The organism is Cupriavidus sp. 94F1 (assembly GCF_057798875.1).
This window is the reverse complement of sequence record NZ_JBYOJT010000002.1, coordinates 115,526-133,251: the sequence shown is the minus strand read 5'-3', so window position 1 is coordinate 133,251 and position 17,726 is coordinate 115,526. Positions and strand designations below refer to the sequence as shown.

15 protein-coding genes are annotated in these 17,726 nt (G+C 68.2%); 9 read left to right on the top strand and 6 right to left on the bottom strand.

What is annotated here, in order from left to right; translation table 11 throughout:
* Complete coding sequence (locus tag AC3FJ6_RS04690; protein ID WP_488770870.1) at positions 1 to 2,781, bottom strand: autotransporter family protein; 2,781 nt, start codon at positions 2,779 to 2,781, stop codon at positions 1 to 3.
* A 260-nt stretch (positions 2,782 to 3,041) separates the two neighbouring features.
* On the opposite strand from AC3FJ6_RS04690, the gene gloA reads away from it, so the two are divergent.
* Positions 3,042 to 3,449, top strand: a complete 408-nt coding sequence (gene gloA, locus AC3FJ6_RS04685) for a lactoylglutathione lyase (RefSeq protein WP_066739460.1) — start codon at positions 3,042 to 3,044, stop codon at positions 3,447 to 3,449.
* Between the two features lie 11 nt (positions 3,450 to 3,460).
* On the top strand, positions 3,461 to 4,366 hold the full coding sequence (locus AC3FJ6_RS04680) for a DMT family transporter (RefSeq protein ID WP_488770869.1): 906 nt from the start codon (positions 3,461 to 3,463) through the stop codon (positions 4,364 to 4,366).
* Positions 4,367 to 4,429: 63 nt separating this feature from the next.
* Here AC3FJ6_RS04680 and trpS read toward each other — a convergent pair whose 3' ends face one another.
* The 5 genes from trpS to AC3FJ6_RS04655 form a co-directional block, all read right to left on the bottom strand.
* Positions 4,430 to 5,458 carry a tryptophan--tRNA ligase gene (gene trpS / locus AC3FJ6_RS04675; protein ID WP_488770868.1) on the bottom strand — a complete coding sequence of 343 codons (1,029 nt, stop codon included), beginning with the start codon at positions 5,456 to 5,458 and terminating at the stop codon, positions 4,430 to 4,432.
* 81 nt (positions 5,459 to 5,539) lie between these two features.
* Complete coding sequence (rsmA, locus tag AC3FJ6_RS04670; RefSeq protein WP_488770867.1) at positions 5,540 to 6,382, bottom strand: 16S rRNA (adenine(1518)-N(6)/adenine(1519)-N(6))-dimethyltransferase RsmA; 843 nt, start codon at positions 6,380 to 6,382, stop codon at positions 5,540 to 5,542.
* Positions 6,383 to 6,385: 3 nt separating this feature from the next.
* Positions 6,386 to 7,450 carry a 4-hydroxythreonine-4-phosphate dehydrogenase PdxA gene (gene pdxA, locus AC3FJ6_RS04665; RefSeq protein WP_488770866.1) on the bottom strand — a complete coding sequence of 355 codons (1,065 nt, stop codon included), beginning with the start codon at positions 7,448 to 7,450 and terminating at the stop codon, positions 6,386 to 6,388.
* Between the two features lie 17 nt (positions 7,451 to 7,467).
* Complete coding sequence (locus AC3FJ6_RS04660) at positions 7,468 to 8,937, bottom strand: peptidylprolyl isomerase (RefSeq protein ID WP_400392073.1); 1,470 nt, start codon at positions 8,935 to 8,937, stop codon at positions 7,468 to 7,470.
* Between the two features lie 9 nt (positions 8,938 to 8,946).
* Positions 8,947 to 11,421, bottom strand: coding sequence for an LPS-assembly protein LptD (locus AC3FJ6_RS04655; RefSeq protein ID WP_488770865.1), 2,475 nt, complete (start codon positions 11,419 to 11,421; stop codon positions 8,947 to 8,949).
* Between the two features lie 179 nt (positions 11,422 to 11,600).
* Between AC3FJ6_RS04655 and AC3FJ6_RS04650 the strand changes: the two genes are divergently transcribed.
* The 7 genes from AC3FJ6_RS04650 (at position 11,601) to AC3FJ6_RS04620 (ending at position 17,710) form a co-directional block, all read left to right on the top strand.
* Positions 11,601 to 12,659: an aminoglycoside phosphotransferase family protein gene (locus AC3FJ6_RS04650; protein ID WP_488770864.1), complete on the top strand. Its 1,059-nt coding sequence runs from the start codon at positions 11,601 to 11,603 to the stop codon at positions 12,657 to 12,659.
* Between the two features lie 86 nt (positions 12,660 to 12,745).
* The gene (locus AC3FJ6_RS04645) at positions 12,746 to 13,435 is read left to right on the top strand and encodes an AzlC family ABC transporter permease (protein ID WP_488771349.1); all 690 of its coding nucleotides are present in this window, start codon (positions 12,746 to 12,748) and stop codon (positions 13,433 to 13,435) included.
* Positions 13,432 to 13,755 (top strand): AzlD domain-containing protein, encoded by a 324-nt coding sequence (locus AC3FJ6_RS04640; protein WP_488770863.1) that lies wholly within the window; start codon positions 13,432 to 13,434, stop codon positions 13,753 to 13,755. The genes AC3FJ6_RS04645 and AC3FJ6_RS04640 overlap by 4 nt, the downstream gene beginning before the upstream one ends.
* Positions 13,752 to 14,462: an N-acetylmuramate alpha-1-phosphate uridylyltransferase MurU gene (gene murU, locus AC3FJ6_RS04635; RefSeq protein WP_488770862.1), complete on the top strand. Its 711-nt coding sequence runs from the start codon at positions 13,752 to 13,754 to the stop codon at positions 14,460 to 14,462. The genes AC3FJ6_RS04640 and murU overlap by 4 nt, the downstream gene beginning before the upstream one ends.
* A gap of 137 nt (positions 14,463 to 14,599) precedes the next feature.
* Positions 14,600 to 15,997, top strand: coding sequence for an aminopeptidase P N-terminal domain-containing protein (locus tag AC3FJ6_RS04630; protein WP_488770861.1), 1,398 nt, complete (start codon positions 14,600 to 14,602; stop codon positions 15,995 to 15,997).
* A complete protein-coding gene (locus tag AC3FJ6_RS04625) occupies positions 15,994 to 16,458 on the top strand; it encodes a hypothetical protein (protein WP_400392060.1) in 465 nt (154 codons plus the stop codon). The genes AC3FJ6_RS04630 and AC3FJ6_RS04625 overlap by 4 nt, the downstream gene beginning before the upstream one ends.
* Entirely contained in the window at positions 16,436 to 17,710 is a 1,275-nt protein-coding gene (locus tag AC3FJ6_RS04620) for a UbiH/UbiF/VisC/COQ6 family ubiquinone biosynthesis hydroxylase (RefSeq protein WP_488770860.1), read from the top strand. Before AC3FJ6_RS04625 ends, AC3FJ6_RS04620 begins: the two co-directional genes overlap by 23 nt.
* Positions 17,711 to 17,726: the final 16 nt, after the last annotated feature.

Sequence of the window (17,726 nt, the reverse complement as noted above, 5' to 3'; positions counted from 1 at the left end):
TCACCAGGCATAGCGCGCGCCCAGCCGCAGCGCGTACTGCCGGTAGCCCTGGTTGCCCCACTGCCCGCCGATATTCCCCCAACTGCTCCAGCCGCGTGACAACCTCGCGTCGATGCCGAGCTTGAGCTCGTAGCGGTCGCGCGGAAACAACTGCCCCAGCACCGTCTCGCTGAATCCGACCGATGTGCTGGTCTGGTCGTGCCACCAGTTCAGCGTGGCATAGGGCTGCAGCCGTCCGCCATCGTCCCGGTCCAGCGTGCGGAACATCCGCATGCCGAGCCGTGTCACCAGCCCATTGGTATCGCCACCGCTGACTTGCGTGCCGCCGGGCTCGGTCACGCTGACGCCACGATGCCGCAGCCATGCCACCTGCGCCTGCGGCTCGACCCGCCATGATGATGCCGCCAGCGGCAGCGCCCATCCCCCTTCGAGCGACACGTTCCACGCCTGGCTGTGATAGCCGACCTTGGGCAACTGGTCGCCGCGCACATGGCTGTCGAACCAGGCGTACTGGAACCAGGTGTCGACATAGGGCCCCAGGTCCGACGCGGCCTGGCCGAACCACGTCGCGTACACGCCCGCGCCATAGCCGTTCACCTCGCCTTGCGCCCGGGCGGTGTTGCCCGCGGCCAGGCCGTCGGTGCGCACGTTGCCGTAGCCGAACATCGCGCCCACGTGCAGCCGGTCGGCCGCGCCGAACAGCGAGCCGCGCGCAAAATCGCCGCCCCCCTGCAGGATCACCGTATTGGCCCGCGCGCTGTAGTCGTTGCCGCGGCTGCCGCTTTCGGCGGTCTTGCCCACCACGCGCAGCCATCCAGCCGGTGCCGACGAAAACGGCAACTCGCCCATCCGGTCATGCAGGCTGTGCAGGAACAGGCTGGCCGCCGCGTGCTCGTTGGCGATGTAGGCGGGCACTTCGGGCCGGTACATCGGCTTGGGCGGGGTCGGAGGGGCCGGAGGGGCCGGGGGATCGGGAGGCGTGGGCGGCGGGTCGGGAGGCGTGGGCGGGTCGGGCGGCGTCGGCAGTTGCTGCGACCTCAGATACCAGTTGCCATCGGCGGGGCGCTGCGTGCTGCCGCGATACAGCCGGTATTCGTAAGGCCCGGCCACGGCGCGGCCCGCCAGCACGAAGGTGCCGGCCGGGGCGCTGCCGCCGTTGATGGCCTCGATCACGCGGATTCCCTCGCTCGTCAGCGCCCCCTTGCCGCCGGCGTTGACAATGCGCAAGGCCGTCGCACCGGTTGCCGTGCCGCCGTCGATCACGAGCTTGTCCGCCGGCGATCCGTCGCCCGCCAGCGCCGCCCTCAACCCCAGTGTGCCGCCCTGGCTGTGGTACTGGCTGACCGTGAGCGCATGGAACACGCCGTCCGCAGGCGGCGCGAAGGCCACCGTACTGCCGATGTTCTCCAGCCGCGTCAGGTTGGAGTCGTCTGTCACCAGCCAGGCCGAGTTGTCGCGCAGGGCCAGCCGTACCGCGTGCTGCCCGCCCCCTTCGGCGGGCAGCACCAGGGAGGCACCCCGCAACGCCGAGCCGCTGGCCGTGACATCGACGACGATCGGGGCGGTCCGGGAATCGACGATCAGCATGTAGTGGCCCGCCACGCTGCTGCCAGTGATCGCCACCGCTGCCGGACCGCCCAGGAACGACAGCGCGCTGCCCTGGCTTGCCAGCAGCGTGCTGCGCGTGATCTCGGCGGTCTGCAGCATCGAATCGTCGGTGCTGTACATCGACAGCGCACTGCCACCGGTGCCGGTGCTGACGGCGCTGCCGTTGCGCAACGCAATATGGGCCTGGTCGACCACCTGCATCGCCGACGTGGCCATGCCCGAGGCCGTCACCGCCGTGCCATCGGCCACGATCTGGCTGCCCGTTCCACGCGCGGACAGTCCGTGCGCACCGCGCATCAGCGTGGTGACGCTCCCGCCGGTCATCGTCACGGTGCCGCCGTTGATGGCCTCGACACCGACAGACCCGGGCCCGGTCGTGACGATCGTCGTATCTTCGGTCTGCACGGCCGTGGCACTCTGCGCCAGCACGCCGAAGGCAACGAGCCCACTGGTCGCGATATCCACGCCGCGCAGCACGATCGTGCCCGATCCGTTCGCCGATCCGGCGCCCGGCGATTGCGTGCCGCTGGTCTGGATGGGAATGCGCGCGCCCTGCCCATCGACCGTGACACTCGAATTCGATGAAGTCAGGGCCACGCCGGGCGAGGTATCGCCGGTCGTGGTGATCGAACTGGCGCCGAGCAGCGACACCGTGCCCGTGGCCACGGTAATGCCTGCTGCCTCCGCGCCCTGCGTCAGAATCCGCGAATCGTGCATCTGGAGGATGCCGCCATAGTCGGCAAACAGGGCGTGTCCGCGCTCGCCCGACGTGGAGATATCGACCTGCCCGGTGACGGTCGCGCTGCCGAATGCATGGACCCCGTTCGAATGCGCACCCAGCATCGCCAGGGTGCTGCCGGGCGCGTTGAAATGGATGGCGCCGCCCGATTCGGCGTAGGCGCCTGTGGATTCGTTGCCGCCAGAGTGCAGGGTGACCGGCCCCGTGACGGTGATCGATCCGTTGTTGGCCGCATGAAAGACCGAAGCGTAGCCGCTGTTGCCCGTGTCGAACGTGCCGCCGGCAACCGTCCCGTTGCAGTTGTTGGCGGTGTAGGACTTCGCGGTCGGTGAGGGTGGCGCGCAATCCGCAGCGTGAGCGGAAGGCACCGCCATCGCCATGGCCAGCACGCACGCCAGTGCGCCGCATGTACTGCCCAGGCAGCATCGCGTCATACAGTTTCCCCTCTGTCAGAGAAAGCCTGTCGCGCGATCTTCGGCGCTGCCGCGCCGTGATGGACCGGCGTAGGCGTTCGTGCAGCTGTCGAAAGTAATCGGCAATGTAGCAACTTCCGGGCCTCCGCGCCCGCGCTGCCGATGTGAAATTTTCTTTGCCGCGTGTTCAGCGGTGCCACGGCGGGCCATCCGGCACGATGGCGCGGGCAGGACTAGAATGACGGACTCTGTTGTCTCAACAACCCAAAGAAGGTCCCCCTATGCGACTCCTCCACACCATGCTGCGCGTTGGCGACTACCAACGCTCGATCGACTTCTACACGCGCGTGCTGGGCATGCAACTGCTGCGCGAAAGCGACAATCCCGAGTACAAGTACCGCCTGGCCTTCGTCGGCTACGGCCCGGAAAGCGAAACGGCCGTGCTGGAACTGACCTACAACTACGGCGTCGACCAGTATGACCTGGGCACCGCCTACGGCCATATCGCGCTGGAAACCCCCAACGCCGCCGAGGCCTGCGACCGCATCCGCGCCGCCGGCGGCAAGGTCACGCGCGAGGCCGGTCCGGTCAAGGGCGGCACTACGGTGATTGCCTTCGTGGAAGACCCCGATGGCTACAAGATCGAACTGATCGAACGCAACTCCACCCGCGACGCCGCCCGTCCGTAAGCGACGCGGCGATGTCCACACAACTGATAACAAGGCGCCCGCTGGACAGCATGGCCATCGGACTGATGGTATTGCTGTGCGCCGCATGGGGACTCCAGCAGGTGGTCATCAAGGTCACCGCTCCGTTGATGGGCGCCGTGCTGCAAGCCGGCGTCCGCTCGGCCATCGCCGCGCTGCTGGTGTTCGCGTTTGCCGCGTGGCGTGGCACCCCGCTCTGGGAACGCGACGGCACGCTGCGCGCCGGGCTGGTTGCCGGCCTGCTGTTCGGCGCCGAGTTCTTCTGCATTTTCGTCGGGCTGGGCCACACCACGGCATCGCGCATGGCCGTGTTCCTCTACACGGCGCCGATCTTCACCGCGCTGGGCCTGCACCTGTTCGTGCCAGGCGAACACCTGCGGCGCGGCCAGTGGGCCGGCGTCGCGCTGGCGTTCCTGGGCATGGTGCTGGCATTCGCCGATGGCATCGTCACCGCATCCGCGCAGTCGAGCACGCTGCTCGGCGACGCGCTGGGCGTATTGGCCGGCGCCCTATGGGCTGCCACGACGATCGTGGTACGGGGCAGCAAGCTGTCTCACGCGCCGGCCAGCAAGACGCTGCTCTATCAGCTGGCGGTGTCGGCGGTGCTGCTGCTGGTGATGGCGGTGGCCGCGGGCCAGGTCCATCGCGTGGAAGTCACGGGTTTCGTGGTGGCCAGCCTGTTCTACCAGTCGGTGCTGATCGCCTTTGCCAGCTACCTGATCTGGTTCTGGCTGCTGCGCCAGTATCTGGCATCGCGACTATCGGTGTTCTCGTTCCTGACCCCGCTGTTCGGAGTGGCCTTCGGCGTGCTGCTGATGCACGACCACGTCGGCATGCGATTCGCGCTGGCGGCGGTGATGGTGCTCGGAGGCATCGTACTGGTGAACCGGAAGGCCTGAGCGGCCTTCGGTGTCCGTCCCTCCCGGCTGGCGGGAGGGACGCATGGCGCGTGAAAGGCCCGATTACTTCGGGAACGAGAACATGCCCACCGCGCCGCGCACTTCGTCCAGCGTCTGCTGGGTCAGTTCGCGGCCGGCTTCCGTGCCCTTCCTGAGGATGTCGAACACGTAGCCCGGGTCCTGCGCCAGTTGCTCGCGGCGCTCGCGGATCGGGCGCAGCATTTCCTGGAGGATGCCTTCCACGCGGCGCTTGAGCACCATGTCGCCCAGGCCGCCGCGCTGGTAGTGTTCCTTGAGCGCCTGCACTTCCTCCACGTTCGGATCGAACGCGTCCAGGTACGTGAACACGACGTTGCCTTCGACCTGGCCCGGGTCCGACACCTTCAGATGGTTCGGATCGGTGTACATCTTGTGCACGGCTTCGCGGATCTGGTCCGGCGACGCCCCCAGCGGAATCGCGTTGCCCTGCGACTTGCTCATCTTGGCCTTGCCATCGACGCCCGGCAGGCGGCCATGCTTCGGAATCAGCGCGGCGGCCTCGGGCAGGATGTCGCGGCCCACCTGATGGTTGATGCGGCGCACGATTTCGTTGGTCTGCTCGATCAGCGGCGCCTGATCCTCGCCCACCGGCACCAGCACGGCCTTGAAGCCGGTGATGTCGGCGGCCTGCGAGGCCGGATAGCACAGGAAGCCGGCCGGGATGTCGCGGCCAAAGCCACGGGCCTGGATCTCTTCCTTGATCGTCGGGTTGCGCTCCAGGCGCGACACCGTGACGAAGTTCAGGTACATCAGCGTCAGTTCGGCCAGCGCGGGCAGGTGCGACTGCACCGTGATGGTGGTCTTGGCGGGGTCGATGCCCACGGCCAGGTAGTCCAGCGCCACTTCCAGCACGTTGCGGCGAACCTTGTCCGGGTCGTGCGCGTTGTCGGTCATCGCCTGCGTATCGGCCAGCAGCACGTACTGCTTGTGCGTTTCCTGCAGGGCCACGCGGCTCTTGAGCGAGCCAACGTAGTGGCCCAGGTGCAGCGGGCCGGTGGGACGATCGCCAGTCAGGATGACGGGACGCGGATCGGTCTTGGTCTGTTCGGTCATGAGCGTCGCGATTGCTTCAGGATGTTCGGAGATTCAGCGGGAAATTCGAATTCGGTATCGGCTGCGCTGGGGGCCGCGGTGTCAGGCCGCGCCGCGCGCAGGCGGCACGGCGCTGTTGCCGACGATGCGGGCCAGTTCGACATACTCGGCCACCGGCACTTCCTCGGCGCGGCGGCCCAGGTCGAAGCCGAGCGCGTCGAAGTCCACCTGGTCGCGCAGGAACGACAGCGTGTTGCGCAGCACCTTGCGGCGCTGCGAAAACGCGGCGGTCACCACGTCGCCCAGCACACCGGGGTCGCACGCCGGATACGGCGAACGCAGCGTACCGTCTTCGGCGCGCGGCCACGGAATCATGCGCACCACGGCCGAATCGACCTTGGGCGGCGGGTTGAACGACGCCGGCGGCACGTCGAGCACGTGTTCCATGTGGTAGCGCACCTGCAGCATGATCGACAGCCGGCCGAACGCCTTGCTGCCCGGCTCGGCCACCATGCGCTCGACCACTTCCTTCTGCAGCATGAAATGCTGGTCGCGCACGTGATCGGCGAAATCCATCAGATGGAACAGCAGCGGGCTCGAGATGTTGTACGGCAGGTTGCCCACGATGCGCAGCGCGCGGGCCGGCTCCTTGAGCTTGCCGAAGTCGAACGCCAGCGCGTCGCCGGCATGCACGGTCAGGCGGTCGTTGTAGCGGTTGCGCAGGCGCTCCACGAGATCGCGGTCGAGCTCCACCACCTGCATGCTGGGCAGGCGTTCGAGCAGCGGGTTCGTCAGCGCGCCCAGACCGGGCCCGATTTCGACGACGACGTCGTCGGGCTGCGGATCGATCGCGTTGACGATGCCGTAGATGATGCCGTCATCGACCAGGAAGTTCTGGCCGAATCGTTTGCGGGCCACATGGCCCTGATGCACGTTTGGACGCATAAGTCAGTGCCGGCCGTTGGCGGACGCGCCGTTGCCGTGGCGTCCGCTGGCATGGCCGGCCATGGTAATGGCACACCGGATGGCCTCGATCATGCTGCCGTGCTCCGCCCGGCCGGTGCCGGCCAGGTCGAGCGCGGTGCCATGATCCACCGATGTGCGGATAAAGGGCAGGCCCAGTGTGATGTTGACGCCGTGGCCGAAGGTGCCGTACTTGAGTGGCGCCAGACCCTGGTCATGGTACATCGCCAACACGCAGTCGGCATCGCGCAGGTGTCGCGGCTGGAACAGCGTGTCGGCGGGATACGGCCCGCGTGCGTCGATGTCGGCGTCGCAGGCCAGCGCCAGCGCCGGGCCGATGACGTCGATCTCCTCGCGGCCCATATGCCCCGATTCGCCGGCATGCGGGTTGAGCCCCGTCACCAGGATTCGGGGGCGGGCAATGCCGAAATGGCGGCGCAGATCGTGGTCGACGATCTTCAGCGTCTCCTGCAGCATCGGAATGGTCAGCGCGTCGGGCACGGCGCGCAGCGGCAGATGGGTGGTGGCCAGCGCCACGCGCAGCATGGCGTTGTCATGCGCGGGCTGCGGCCCGGCCAGCATCATCACCACGCGCGGCACGCCGGCGCGTTCGGCCAGGTATTCGGTATGGCCGGTGAACGGCACGCCGGCGTCGTTGATCGTGCTTTTCTGCACCGGCGCGGTGATCATGGCCGCAAAGCGACCGGCCTGCAGGCCGTCGATGGCGGCATCGAGCAGCGCCAGCACGTAGCGGCCATTGCGGGCATCGAGCTGGCCGGCCTCGCAGGCCACGCCCAGCGCCACATCCTCGACGACCACATCGCCATCGGCCAGCCGGCGCTGCCACGCATGCGCCACGCCCAGCGCCTCGGCGCGCCGCGCCAGCAGGCGCGCGTCGCCGATCACATGGAACCGGTACGCGCCATGGCCCATGCCATTGGCCGCGCCGCCAAGCTGCAGCAGGGCCCCGATCGTGATGTCGGGGCCGATGCCGGCGGGTTCGCCGGTGGTGATGGCAAGCGCCAGGGGCGCAGGTGCAGGGTCGGGCATGGCAGGAGCGGCGCGCGTCAGCGTTGTCGGTTGATCCGGTATTCCACGTACGCCGCGCTGCGCAGCTGGCGCACCCAGTCATCATAGGCGGCGCGCAGCTTCTGTTCCCGCACTTCCTGCCGGGCGAAGTCGCGCTGCTTCTCGGCGGAGACCTCGGTCTCGCGACGGTTTTCCACCTGGATCAGGTGCACGCCGAACTGCGTGACCACCGGCTCGGAGATTTCACCCGGGCGCAGGCGGTTCATGGCCTGTTCGAACGCCGGCACCAGTTCGCCCGGCGACACCCAGCCCAGTTCGCCGCCCTGCTGGGCGGAACCGTCCTGCGAGTAGCGGCGCGCCGCATCGGCAAAATCGGCGCCGTGCGCAAGACGGTCGCGCAGCGTCGTCATCTGGCGCCTGGCTTCCGCCTCCGGCATGTTCGGGCCGGTACGGATCAGGATGTGGCGCACCTGGGTCTGCGTGATGTGGTCGGCCGTGGCCTGCTGCGCCGGAGCCGCCGTGCGCTTGGCCGCCAGCTTGAGCACATGGAAGCCGTTGGCCGATTCCACCACGTCCGGCACCACCTTGCCCGGCTGCAGGTCGACCACGGCATTGGCGAACAGCGCCGGCAGGCGGCCGATCTCGCGGAAACCGAGCGCGCCGCCCTGCGACGCTTCGGGCGCGTCCGAATTGGCCTTGGCCAGTTCGGCAAAGTCCGCGCCGCCCTGCGCCTGCTTGAGCAGGCCTTCGGCCTTGGCCTTGAGCTGTGCCTTCTGGGCCTCGGATGCGTCATCGGGCACGCGCACCAGGATCTGCTGCACGTTGTATTCGGCCGGGCCCACGGCGGCGGGCTGACCGCTGCGCGCCGCCAGGAAGTTGTCGATCTCGCCGTCGTAGACCTGCACCTTCGAGTCCACTTCGCGTTCGCGCAGGCGGATCACCTGCACCTGCTTGCGCAGTTCGTCGCGGTACTTGGTCCAGCTCATGCCGCTGGCCTCCACGCGGCTGCGCAGGTCAGTCGCCGACATCTTGTTCTGCTGCGCGACCGATTCGATCGCACGGTCCACTTCCTGATCGGTGACCTTGATCCCGGCGTCCTGCGCGGCCTGCGTCTGCACGCGCTCCATCACCAGCCGCTCCAGCACTTCGCCAAGCAGGTCCGGCCGCTCGGGAATCGGGCGATTCGCGGCCCGGAGCTGGTTCTCGATCTCGTCGGCCCGGTCAAGCAGCTCGCGACGCGTGATCACGCTGTTGTTGACGATGGCAACCACCTCGTCCACCAGCTGCGATCGCTTCTGCGCCGGCTGCGGAATGCCCATCTGCGGCTGGCTGGGCGCCACCGTGCTCGTCTGGCCACTCTGCTGCGGCACGAAGATGCCCTGGGTGCGCGCGCCCGGGGCGCGCAGTTGCGCGGCGGCCGGAGCGGCCAGCGTGACGAGCACCGCGGAGAGCAGCACCTGCTGCCAGGGATTCAGGCGGGACATAACCGAAAAGGCTTGACGTTTCATCTTGGTCCGTCATTCATAGTGATCGTACGGGGACGTGGGCACCGGTCGCGCGGTCACGGGCTCGTAGCCCGGCACGTTCAGGCGCAGCATGTCCAGCGGATTGGAGCCGACTTTCGACAATCCGCGGAATTCCACCTGCAGGAAGACCCGGCCGGTGTATCCGTTCGTGGTGTTGCGGAAACGCTGGTACACGAAGCGGCCGACCCAGCAATCGGCCGTGTATTCAAAGCCGGCCAGCGCATCCACCAGCTGGTTGGCCGACTGGTCATACGCCACGCGGCCAATGCCGTAGACGCGCTGGGTGATCGGCCACTGGCCCGACACCTCGAACTGGTCGATCGCGGTATTGTCCGTGACCGACGTGGGCCGGCGGTAGCGATAGCCCATGTTGAGCAGCTTGCGCGACTCCGGACGCCACTGGAACGCCACGTTCGAGTAGTTGACACGGTTCTGGTCCGGATTCCACTGGATGCCCGCGTCAAGGTAGTAGCCGCGGAACAGCTGGATGGTCGTCGCGGCCAGCAGGTCCGAATACGTCGGCTTGGTATCGTTCAGCGTGCCGCCAATCTGCACGCGCTGGCCGGTGAAGTCGATCCGTTGCGCGATCGTACCGCGGAACCGCTCGACGCCGGTCTCGGACTCGATCAGGCGGGTGGTCAGGCCTGCGGTCAGCTTGTTGTTGTCGGCAATCCGGTCATTACCGCTGAACGGGTTCTCGGTAAAGATCTGGCCATAGCTGAAGTCCGACTGCACGGTGTCGAACAGCGGAAACTGGCTCTGGTCGCGGAACGGCGTGTAGACGTAGAACAGGCGCGGTTCCAGCGTCTGCGTGTAGTTCACGCCGAACAGCCGGCTCAGGCCCGGCGCATCGCGCTCGAACGTCATGCCCGAATCGACGCTGACGGTCGGAATCGCACGGCTCAGCGTGTTGGACGCGCCGGTCGTGTTCGTGCCCGCGTCCATGTTGTACTGCGCCGCGTTGAAGATCACCTTCGGCGTCACATACCAGCCCGGCCGGATGATCGGGTAGCTGATCGAAGGGTTGAAGTAGGCGCGACTGCCTTCGGGTTGCTGGAATCCCGTCGAGGTCAGCGGAATCTTGAAGCGCGTGTAATCGGTGTCCAAGGCGATATCGAACCCGCCAAGGTCATAGCGTGTGTACCTGGCACTGATCTGCGGCTCGCGCTCGTACGACGGCTCGCTGGGGCGAAGCGTCTGGAATTTCTGGACCCGCGCCAGGAACGTCCAGTTCTGCCAGCCGTAAACCACGCCCCCTTCCTGCGTGTACTGACGCAGGGTTGACTGCGATACACTCCGCGTCAGGTCATCCGGATACTGGTCATCCGAGACCTTGCTGACGTTCGCGTACGCCGTCATGCCCGGGATGATCGCCTGGTTGTGTTGGACCGAGTACGCCCAGCGGTCGCGGCCGGCCTTCTTGTCGTCGGGCAGGATTTCCGCACGGATTCGGCCGCTGTAGCCTGCGCCGATATACCGGAAATCACCGCCCAGCTGCACCCCGCGCGACGACAGGATACGCGGATACACGGTCAGGTCGCGGTTCGGCGCCAGATTGAAGTAGTACGGGACCGTGATATCCGCGCCCGACTTCGAGCTGTAGCCGAACAGCGGCGGCAGCACACCGCTGCGGCGATCGTTGTTCAGCGGGAACGAAAACGCCGGCGCCGCCGCCACGGGCACGCCGAAGAAGTTCAGCACGCCGCCGTAGGCCACGCCCACCTCGCGATCGCTATCGAGATCGAGCTTGCGCGCGCTGAAATACCAGTCGGCATTGTCGGGCGAGCAGGTCGTATAGGTGGCCTTCTTGAGCGTGCTGCGGTCCGGATCGAGGAAGTCGATCCGCTCGGCGCTGCCCGATCCCCCGGTCTGGTCGAAATAGTAGTCCGGCGACAGCATGTAGCCTTCGTTGGCCTGCACGCGCAGCTTTGCCTCCGGGCCCACAGCCAGCGTGCCGCTCTTGGACAAGCGCACGTTGCCAGTCGCGTGGGCCTCGTCGGTGTCCTGGTCATAGGTCAGCTTGTCGCCCTTGACCACACCACCATCGCGGCGCAGTTCGGCATTGCCTTCGAGTTCGACGCCCTTCTGGTTGTACCCGGTCATCCGGTCGCCCGAGGCATAGGCCGGCGCATTCGGATTCGAGGGCGTAGACGAGGGCGCCACCCCCAGCGTGCTGCTGCCCGCATTGGCGGGCTGGCGCGGCGGTTCGGTCAGGCGCGGCACCAGTTCGCCCGCCTCGGGCGGCGGCGGCTCGGGCTCGGCAGCCTGGGTGACCACCGGCTCGATCATCTCGATATTGGGAATGGTGGACGCAGCGCCGTACTGCGCATGCGCGTTGACCGAAAGGCCGGCCATGGCCAGCACGAGCGGTCGCAGGGCGCTGGCGGGCACGCGGGCGCGCCGGGGCATGCCCTGGCGCGCAGGCGGTCGGGTGGCCGGATGATGCGGTTGTCGTTGTTCGGTCATGCAAACGGTTGTCGGTCGGCTCGGCGGCGGGCGCTGCGCGGGGCGTCGCAATGCGGCTCCCGCGCCCCCCAGCCCAATGCCGGAGCGGGCTGCGGGGCGACAAAGGCCCCTCCCGAGGGCCACCCGGCGCCCGGGTCTGGTCGGGTATTATACGGGGCATCGTATTCTCCCTTTCCGGCATGGCTGCACTTATTGACGACCCGGGTCACGACCCGCGCATCGAACAACTGAAATCGTGGGTGGCCGGACTCGGCACAACCTGGTCGATCGACCCCGCTTCGTGCGTGCCGGCATCGGCCGACGCCAGCTTCCGCCGCTACTTCCGGGTGCGGACCGGCCATCCCGGGCATCCGACCGCCATCGTGATGGACGCGCCCCCGGCCCATGAGGACTGCCGGCCGTTCATCCACGTGGCAAAGCTGTTCGGCGATGCCGGCGTGACGGTGCCCACCGTGCTGGAACAGGACCTGGCGCAGGGTTTCCTGCTGCTGGCCGACCTGGGCAGCCAGACCTACCTGTCGCGGCTGGACGCCGCTTCGGCCCGTCCGCTGTATGGTGATGCCGCCGCCGCGCTGGTGCGGATCCAGCTGGCCACGCGCCCCGGCGAACTGCCGGCGTACGACCGCCCGCCGCTGCAGCGCGAACTGGACCTGTTCCCGCAGTGGTATGTGGGCCGGCACCTTGGCGCCACGCTCGACGACCGCCAGCAGGCCGATCTGCGCGAGGTCTTCGACACGATCCTGGCCAACAACCTGGCCCAGCCACAGGTCTACGTCCACCGCGACTACCACTCGCGCAACCTGATGGTCCTGCCCGAAGGCGCCACGGCGGGCGCCAATCCGGGCATCCTGGACTTCCAGGACGCCGTGATCGGCCCGATCACCTACGACGCGGTGTCGCTCTGGCGCGACGCCTATATCGAATGGGAAGAAGAGCAACAGCTCGACTGGCTGATCCGCTACTGGGAACAGGCGCGCAAGGCGGGCCTGCCGGTGGCTGCCGATTTTGGCGATTTCTACCGCGATTTCGAATGGATGGGCCTGCAGCGCCACCTGAAGGTGCTGGGCATCTTCGCGCGGCTGTACCACCGCGACGGCAAGGACGGCTATCTGGCCGACATGCCGCTGGTGCTCAAGTACACGCGCAGCGTGGCGGGCCGCTATTCGGAAATGCGCAAGCTCGTGCGTCTGCTTGACGCCCTGGAAGGCACCGAGCGGCCCACCGGCCTGACGTTCTGACCGTGTCCGCGCCTGTTGAAACGCCCCCGGACCCTTCCATCACGCGCCGCGGCGAGTGGTGGGCCGGGGTCTGCGCGCTGGCGCCGATGCTGCTGGGCGTGGTGCCGTTCGGGCTGATCTATGGCGTGCTGGCCGTCAACGCCGGCATGCCGGCCTGGCTGGCCTGCGCGATGAGCGCCATTGTCTTCGGTGGCGCGTCGCAGATGATCCTGACCCAGTTGTGGTCCGCCGGCACCCCTGCCCTGGTCATCGCGTTCACGGTGGCCATGGTCAACCTGCGTCACGCGCTCTATTCCGCCACCATCGCGCCGTCGCTGGCGCCCCTGCCGCGCCGCTGGAAGGCGCTGGTGGCCTACCTGCTGACCGACGAGGCATTTGCCGCGATGACGCGGCGCCTGGGCGATACCGGCCCGCGTGCCCGCTACCGCCACTGGTTCTACTTTGGCGCCGGCTTCGCGCTGTGGGCCAGCTGGCAGCTGTCGACACTGGCCGGCGTGCTGGTGGGCGCCCAGGTGCCGCGCGACTGGCCGCTCGATTTCTTCCTGCCGCTGACCTTCATCGCCATCATCGTGCCGAACCTCAAGCACCGCGCACAGGTGGCGGCCGCGCTGGTGGCTACCGCGCTGGCCGTGGCCTGCTACACGATGCCGCACAAGCTCGGCATCATGGTGGCGGCGCTGGGCGGCATTGCCGCGGGCATGCTGCTGCTCGAACGCAACCGCCGCGGCGGGCAGCCCGCCGCCGGCGCGCCCGAGCGCAAGGAGCACGTGGCATGACGTCGCTGACCCTGCTGTGGGTGTTTCTGGGCGCGGGCCTTGCCACTTACCTGATCCGGCTGTCGTTCATCGCCGTCGAAGGCCGCGTGCGCCTGCCTCCGTGGTTCCGCACCGCGCTGCAGTTCGTGCCGGCCGCCATGCTGTCCGCGCTGATCGCGCCCGACCTGCTGATGCACGACGGCGCCTTGTACCTGAGCCCCTACAACGCACGCCTGGTGGCTGGCCTGGTGGCCATCGCCGTGGCGGCCCGCACCCGCAGTGTGGGCTGGACGATTGCCAGCGGCATGGCCACCCTGATCGGCCTGGAGACCCTGTTTTGAAAGCGATGATCTTCGCCGCCGGGCGCGGCGACCGCATGCGCCCGCTGACCGATACCACGCCCAAACCCCTGCTGGCCGTAGGCGGCAAGCCGCTGATCGTCTGGCAGATCGAGGCGCTGGCCCGCGCCGGGTTGCGCGACATCGTCATCAACCATGCCTGGCTGGGCGACAAGCTTGAAGCGGCGCTGGGCGACGGGCGGCAGTTCGGTGCGCGCATCCACTGGTCTGCGGAAGGCACCGCGCTGGAAACCGCGGGCGGTATCGCCCATGCGCTGCCGCTGCTGACCGCCGGGGACGGCGACGGGGTCTTCCTGGCCGTGTCGGGCGACATCTTCTGCGATTTCGACTATCAACAGCTGCTGCCGCGCACCCGTGCCATGGCGGCCGCCGCCCGCCCGCAGATGCATCTGGTGATGGTGCCGAACCCGCCTTTCCATCCGCAGGGCGACTTCGTGCTGGGCGATGACGGCCATCTGCGCATGCCCGCCGACGGCGCGGCCGGCCAGGCGCTGACCTTCGGCAATATCGGGCTCTACGATACGCGCCTGTTCCGCGATGTCGCGCCGGGCCAGAAGGTGGCCATGTCGCCGTATTACCGCGAGGCGATCCGCCAGGGTACGGCAACCGGCGAACGCTTCGATGGCCGATGGGAAAACGTCGGCACGCCCGAGCAGCTGGCTGCCCTGGACCGCGCGCTGCGCGGCTGAACGTCCGGATTCGCACGGCGCGCACCGCCCGCGCAGCCCTTCAGGCGCCTTTCAAGCGCCTTTCAGGCCGCATGTCGCGCCCGCATCGCGCGCCGTCGGGTTTAGAATCGGCACATTCCCCTCACCGGCCTCCCCTCATGTCCGCACCCGATTCCGCTCTCCTTGGCGCGTGCCGCGACCGCCGTGCCCGTGTGCTGCAACACCTGCGCGCCCATGGCGGCGGCGTGGCCATCGTGCCGACCGCCCCGGAAGCCATGCGCAACCGCGACAGCGACTATCCGTACCGGCACGACAGCTATTTCTATTACCTGACCGGCTTCACCGAGCCCGAGGCCGTGCTCGTGCTGGTGGCCGGCGCGGGGGGCGAAGGTGAGGACCGGAGCATCCTGTTCTGCCGTCCGAAGCATGAAGAGCGCGAGATCTGGGACGGCTTCCGCTTTGGACCGGAAGGCGCCCGCGCGACCTTCGGCTTCGACGAGGCCCATTCGGTCGAGGAGATCGACAAGCTGCTGCCGCCGCTACTGGCCAACCGCGCGCAGCTGGCCTACCCGCTGGCCGCCACCCCCGACATTGACGCAAACGTGCGCCGCTGGCTCGACGCCGTGCGCATGCAGGGCCGCGCCGGCGTGTCGTCGCCGTCGGTAGCCATGGATGTGCGCACGCTGCTCGACGAAATGCGCCTGTTCAAGGATGCCGGCGAAATCGCCACGATGCGCCGCGCCGCCGAGATTTCGGCCCAGGCCCATGTGCGGGCCATGCGCACATCGCGCGCCGGGCTGCGCGAATTCCACCTCGAAGCCGAACTGCTCTACGAGTTTCGCCGGCATGGCGCGCAGAGCGTGGCCTACAACTCGATCGTTGCGGCCGGCCCCAACGCCTGCGTGCTGCACTACCGCGCCGGTCCGGCCGAGCTGCGCGACGGCGACCTGTGCCTGATCGACGCCGGCTGCGAACTGGACGGCTACGCGTCGGACATCACGCGCACCTTCCCGGTGTCGGGCCGCTTCACGCCTGCCCAGCGCGAACTGTATGACCTGGTGCTGGCCGCGCAGGATGCCGCCATCGCCGAGACACGCGCCGGCGTGCCCTACAACGTGCCGCATGACGCGGCGGTGAAGGTGCTGGCGCAGGGCATGCTCGACACGGGCCTGCTCGACCGCAACAAGGAAGGCACGCTCGATGACGTGCTGGCCAGCGGCAGCTATCGCCGCTTCTACATGCACCGCACGGGCCACTGGCTCGGCATGGACGTGCACGACGTGGGCGAGTATCGCGTGCCCGGTCCGCTGCCGGCCGGCCAGGAAGGCGAACGCCCGTGGCGTCCGCTGGAACCAGGCATGGTGCTGACCATCGAGCCCGGCATCTACGTGCGCCCGGCCGAAGACGTGCCCGAACGCTACTGGCATATCGGCATCCGCATCGAGGATGACGCCGTGGTGACCTCGGGGGAATGTGAACTGATGACGCGCGGCGTGCCGGTAAAGGCCGACGAGATCGAGGCACTGATGCGCGGCAATGGAGGATCGTCGCGATGAAGGCGTTGTTGAGCAAGCTGTTTGGCGTGGGCGTACCGAAGCACCGGCACACCGCCCAGCCCGTGGACCCGAACCAGCCATTCGTGGTGAACCTGTATGACGACCGACTGGTCGTGCACCGTCCGGATGGCCAGCGCGAAGAACTGGCGTGGGACGGGCTGGAACGCGTGGTGGTGCGCGTCTCGGACCGCGCTCCCTGGGCGGGCACGCCGTGGCTGATCCTGGCCGGCGACGCCGACAGCCAGCAGGGCTGTGTGGTGCCGATGACGGCGGCCAACCACGATGCGCTGGTGGAACGGCTGCGGCAACTGCCGGGCTTCAGCCAGCAGAAGCTCGATAACGCGATGCGCGATGCCGCTGCCGGCAAGTCGCGCACCGACGCGAACCTGTGGAAGCGCGGCGCGGCCGAGGCGGCGCCCGTGCAGGAGGAAGCCAGCCATGACGCAAGCGGCCAGCCCTGACACTGCCGGTGCGGCGCCGGTGATGGACACCGAGCCGCGCGATATTGCCATCGTCGGCGGCGGTCCGGTGGGCCTGGCGCTGGCCTGCCAGCTGCTGCGCACCACGCACTGGCGCATGACGCTGATCGACGCGGCCACGCCCGCCCGCGCCGCACGCGATCCGCGTGCCATCGCCCTGTCACACGGCAGCCGCCAGTTGCTGGAGCAGATTGGCGCCTGGCCCGTGCCCGCGCAACCGATCGAGCACATTCACGTGTCGCAGCGCGGCCGCTTCGGCCATGTGAAGCTGCATCATGACGACTATGGCGTGCCGGCGCTGGGCCACGTGGTCAAGTACGGCGACCTGTGCCAGACGCTGGAACGCGCCCTCGCCCGTGCCGCCGACGCGGCGCCGGGCCGCCTGCAACGCGTTTTCGAGACCCGCATCGAGCATATCGATCAGCAAGGCGACCGAGGCGAACGCGAACCCGCCGCCCTGGTGCGGCTGAGCGGCACCACCCATGTCGACCAGGAAAGCCTGCCAGTGACGTATGCGGCACGCATCGCCATCCAGGCCGAAGGGGGCCTGTTCCACCAGCAGGTGCAGCGCCTGGCGCGCGGCACTGAAGTCACCCGGCGCCGCGACTACGGCCAGACCGCCATCATTGGCCATGTCACCTGCTCGCAGATGCAGCCGGGCTGGGCCTGGGAACGCTTTACCGACGAGGGGCCCCTGGCGCTGTTGCCGCACGAGGATCACGGCGTACCCGGCTATGCGCTGGTCTGGTGTTGCGCGCCGGAACAGGCGCAACGGCGCCTGGCGCTGTCCGACGCCGGGTTCGCCGAGGAACTGGGCCATGCCTTCGGCACGCGACTGGGCCGCTTCACCCTGGTCGGCAAGCGGCACGCCTTCCCGCTGGGACTCAATGCCGCGCCGGTCACCGTCAGCGGCCGGGTGGCCGCCGTCGGCAATGCGGCGCAAACGTTACATCCGGTAGCCGGCCAAGGCTTGAACCTGGGGTTGCGCGATGCCTTTGCGCTGGCCGATTCGCTCAGGGCCAGTTGCACGCCGCAGGCATTGCAGACATTTGCCAGCCGCCACCGGCTGGACCGCGCCATGACGATCGGCATTACCGATCTGCTGCCGCGCGTGTTCGGTATCGGCGGGCCGCTGGCGGCCCATGCGCGCGGCGCATCGCTGGCAGCCCTGGCGTGCGTGGCGCCGCTCAAGCATGCGCTGGCCCGGCAAATGATGTTTGGCGCACGCCGGTAGCGCCACTGGAGGGCGG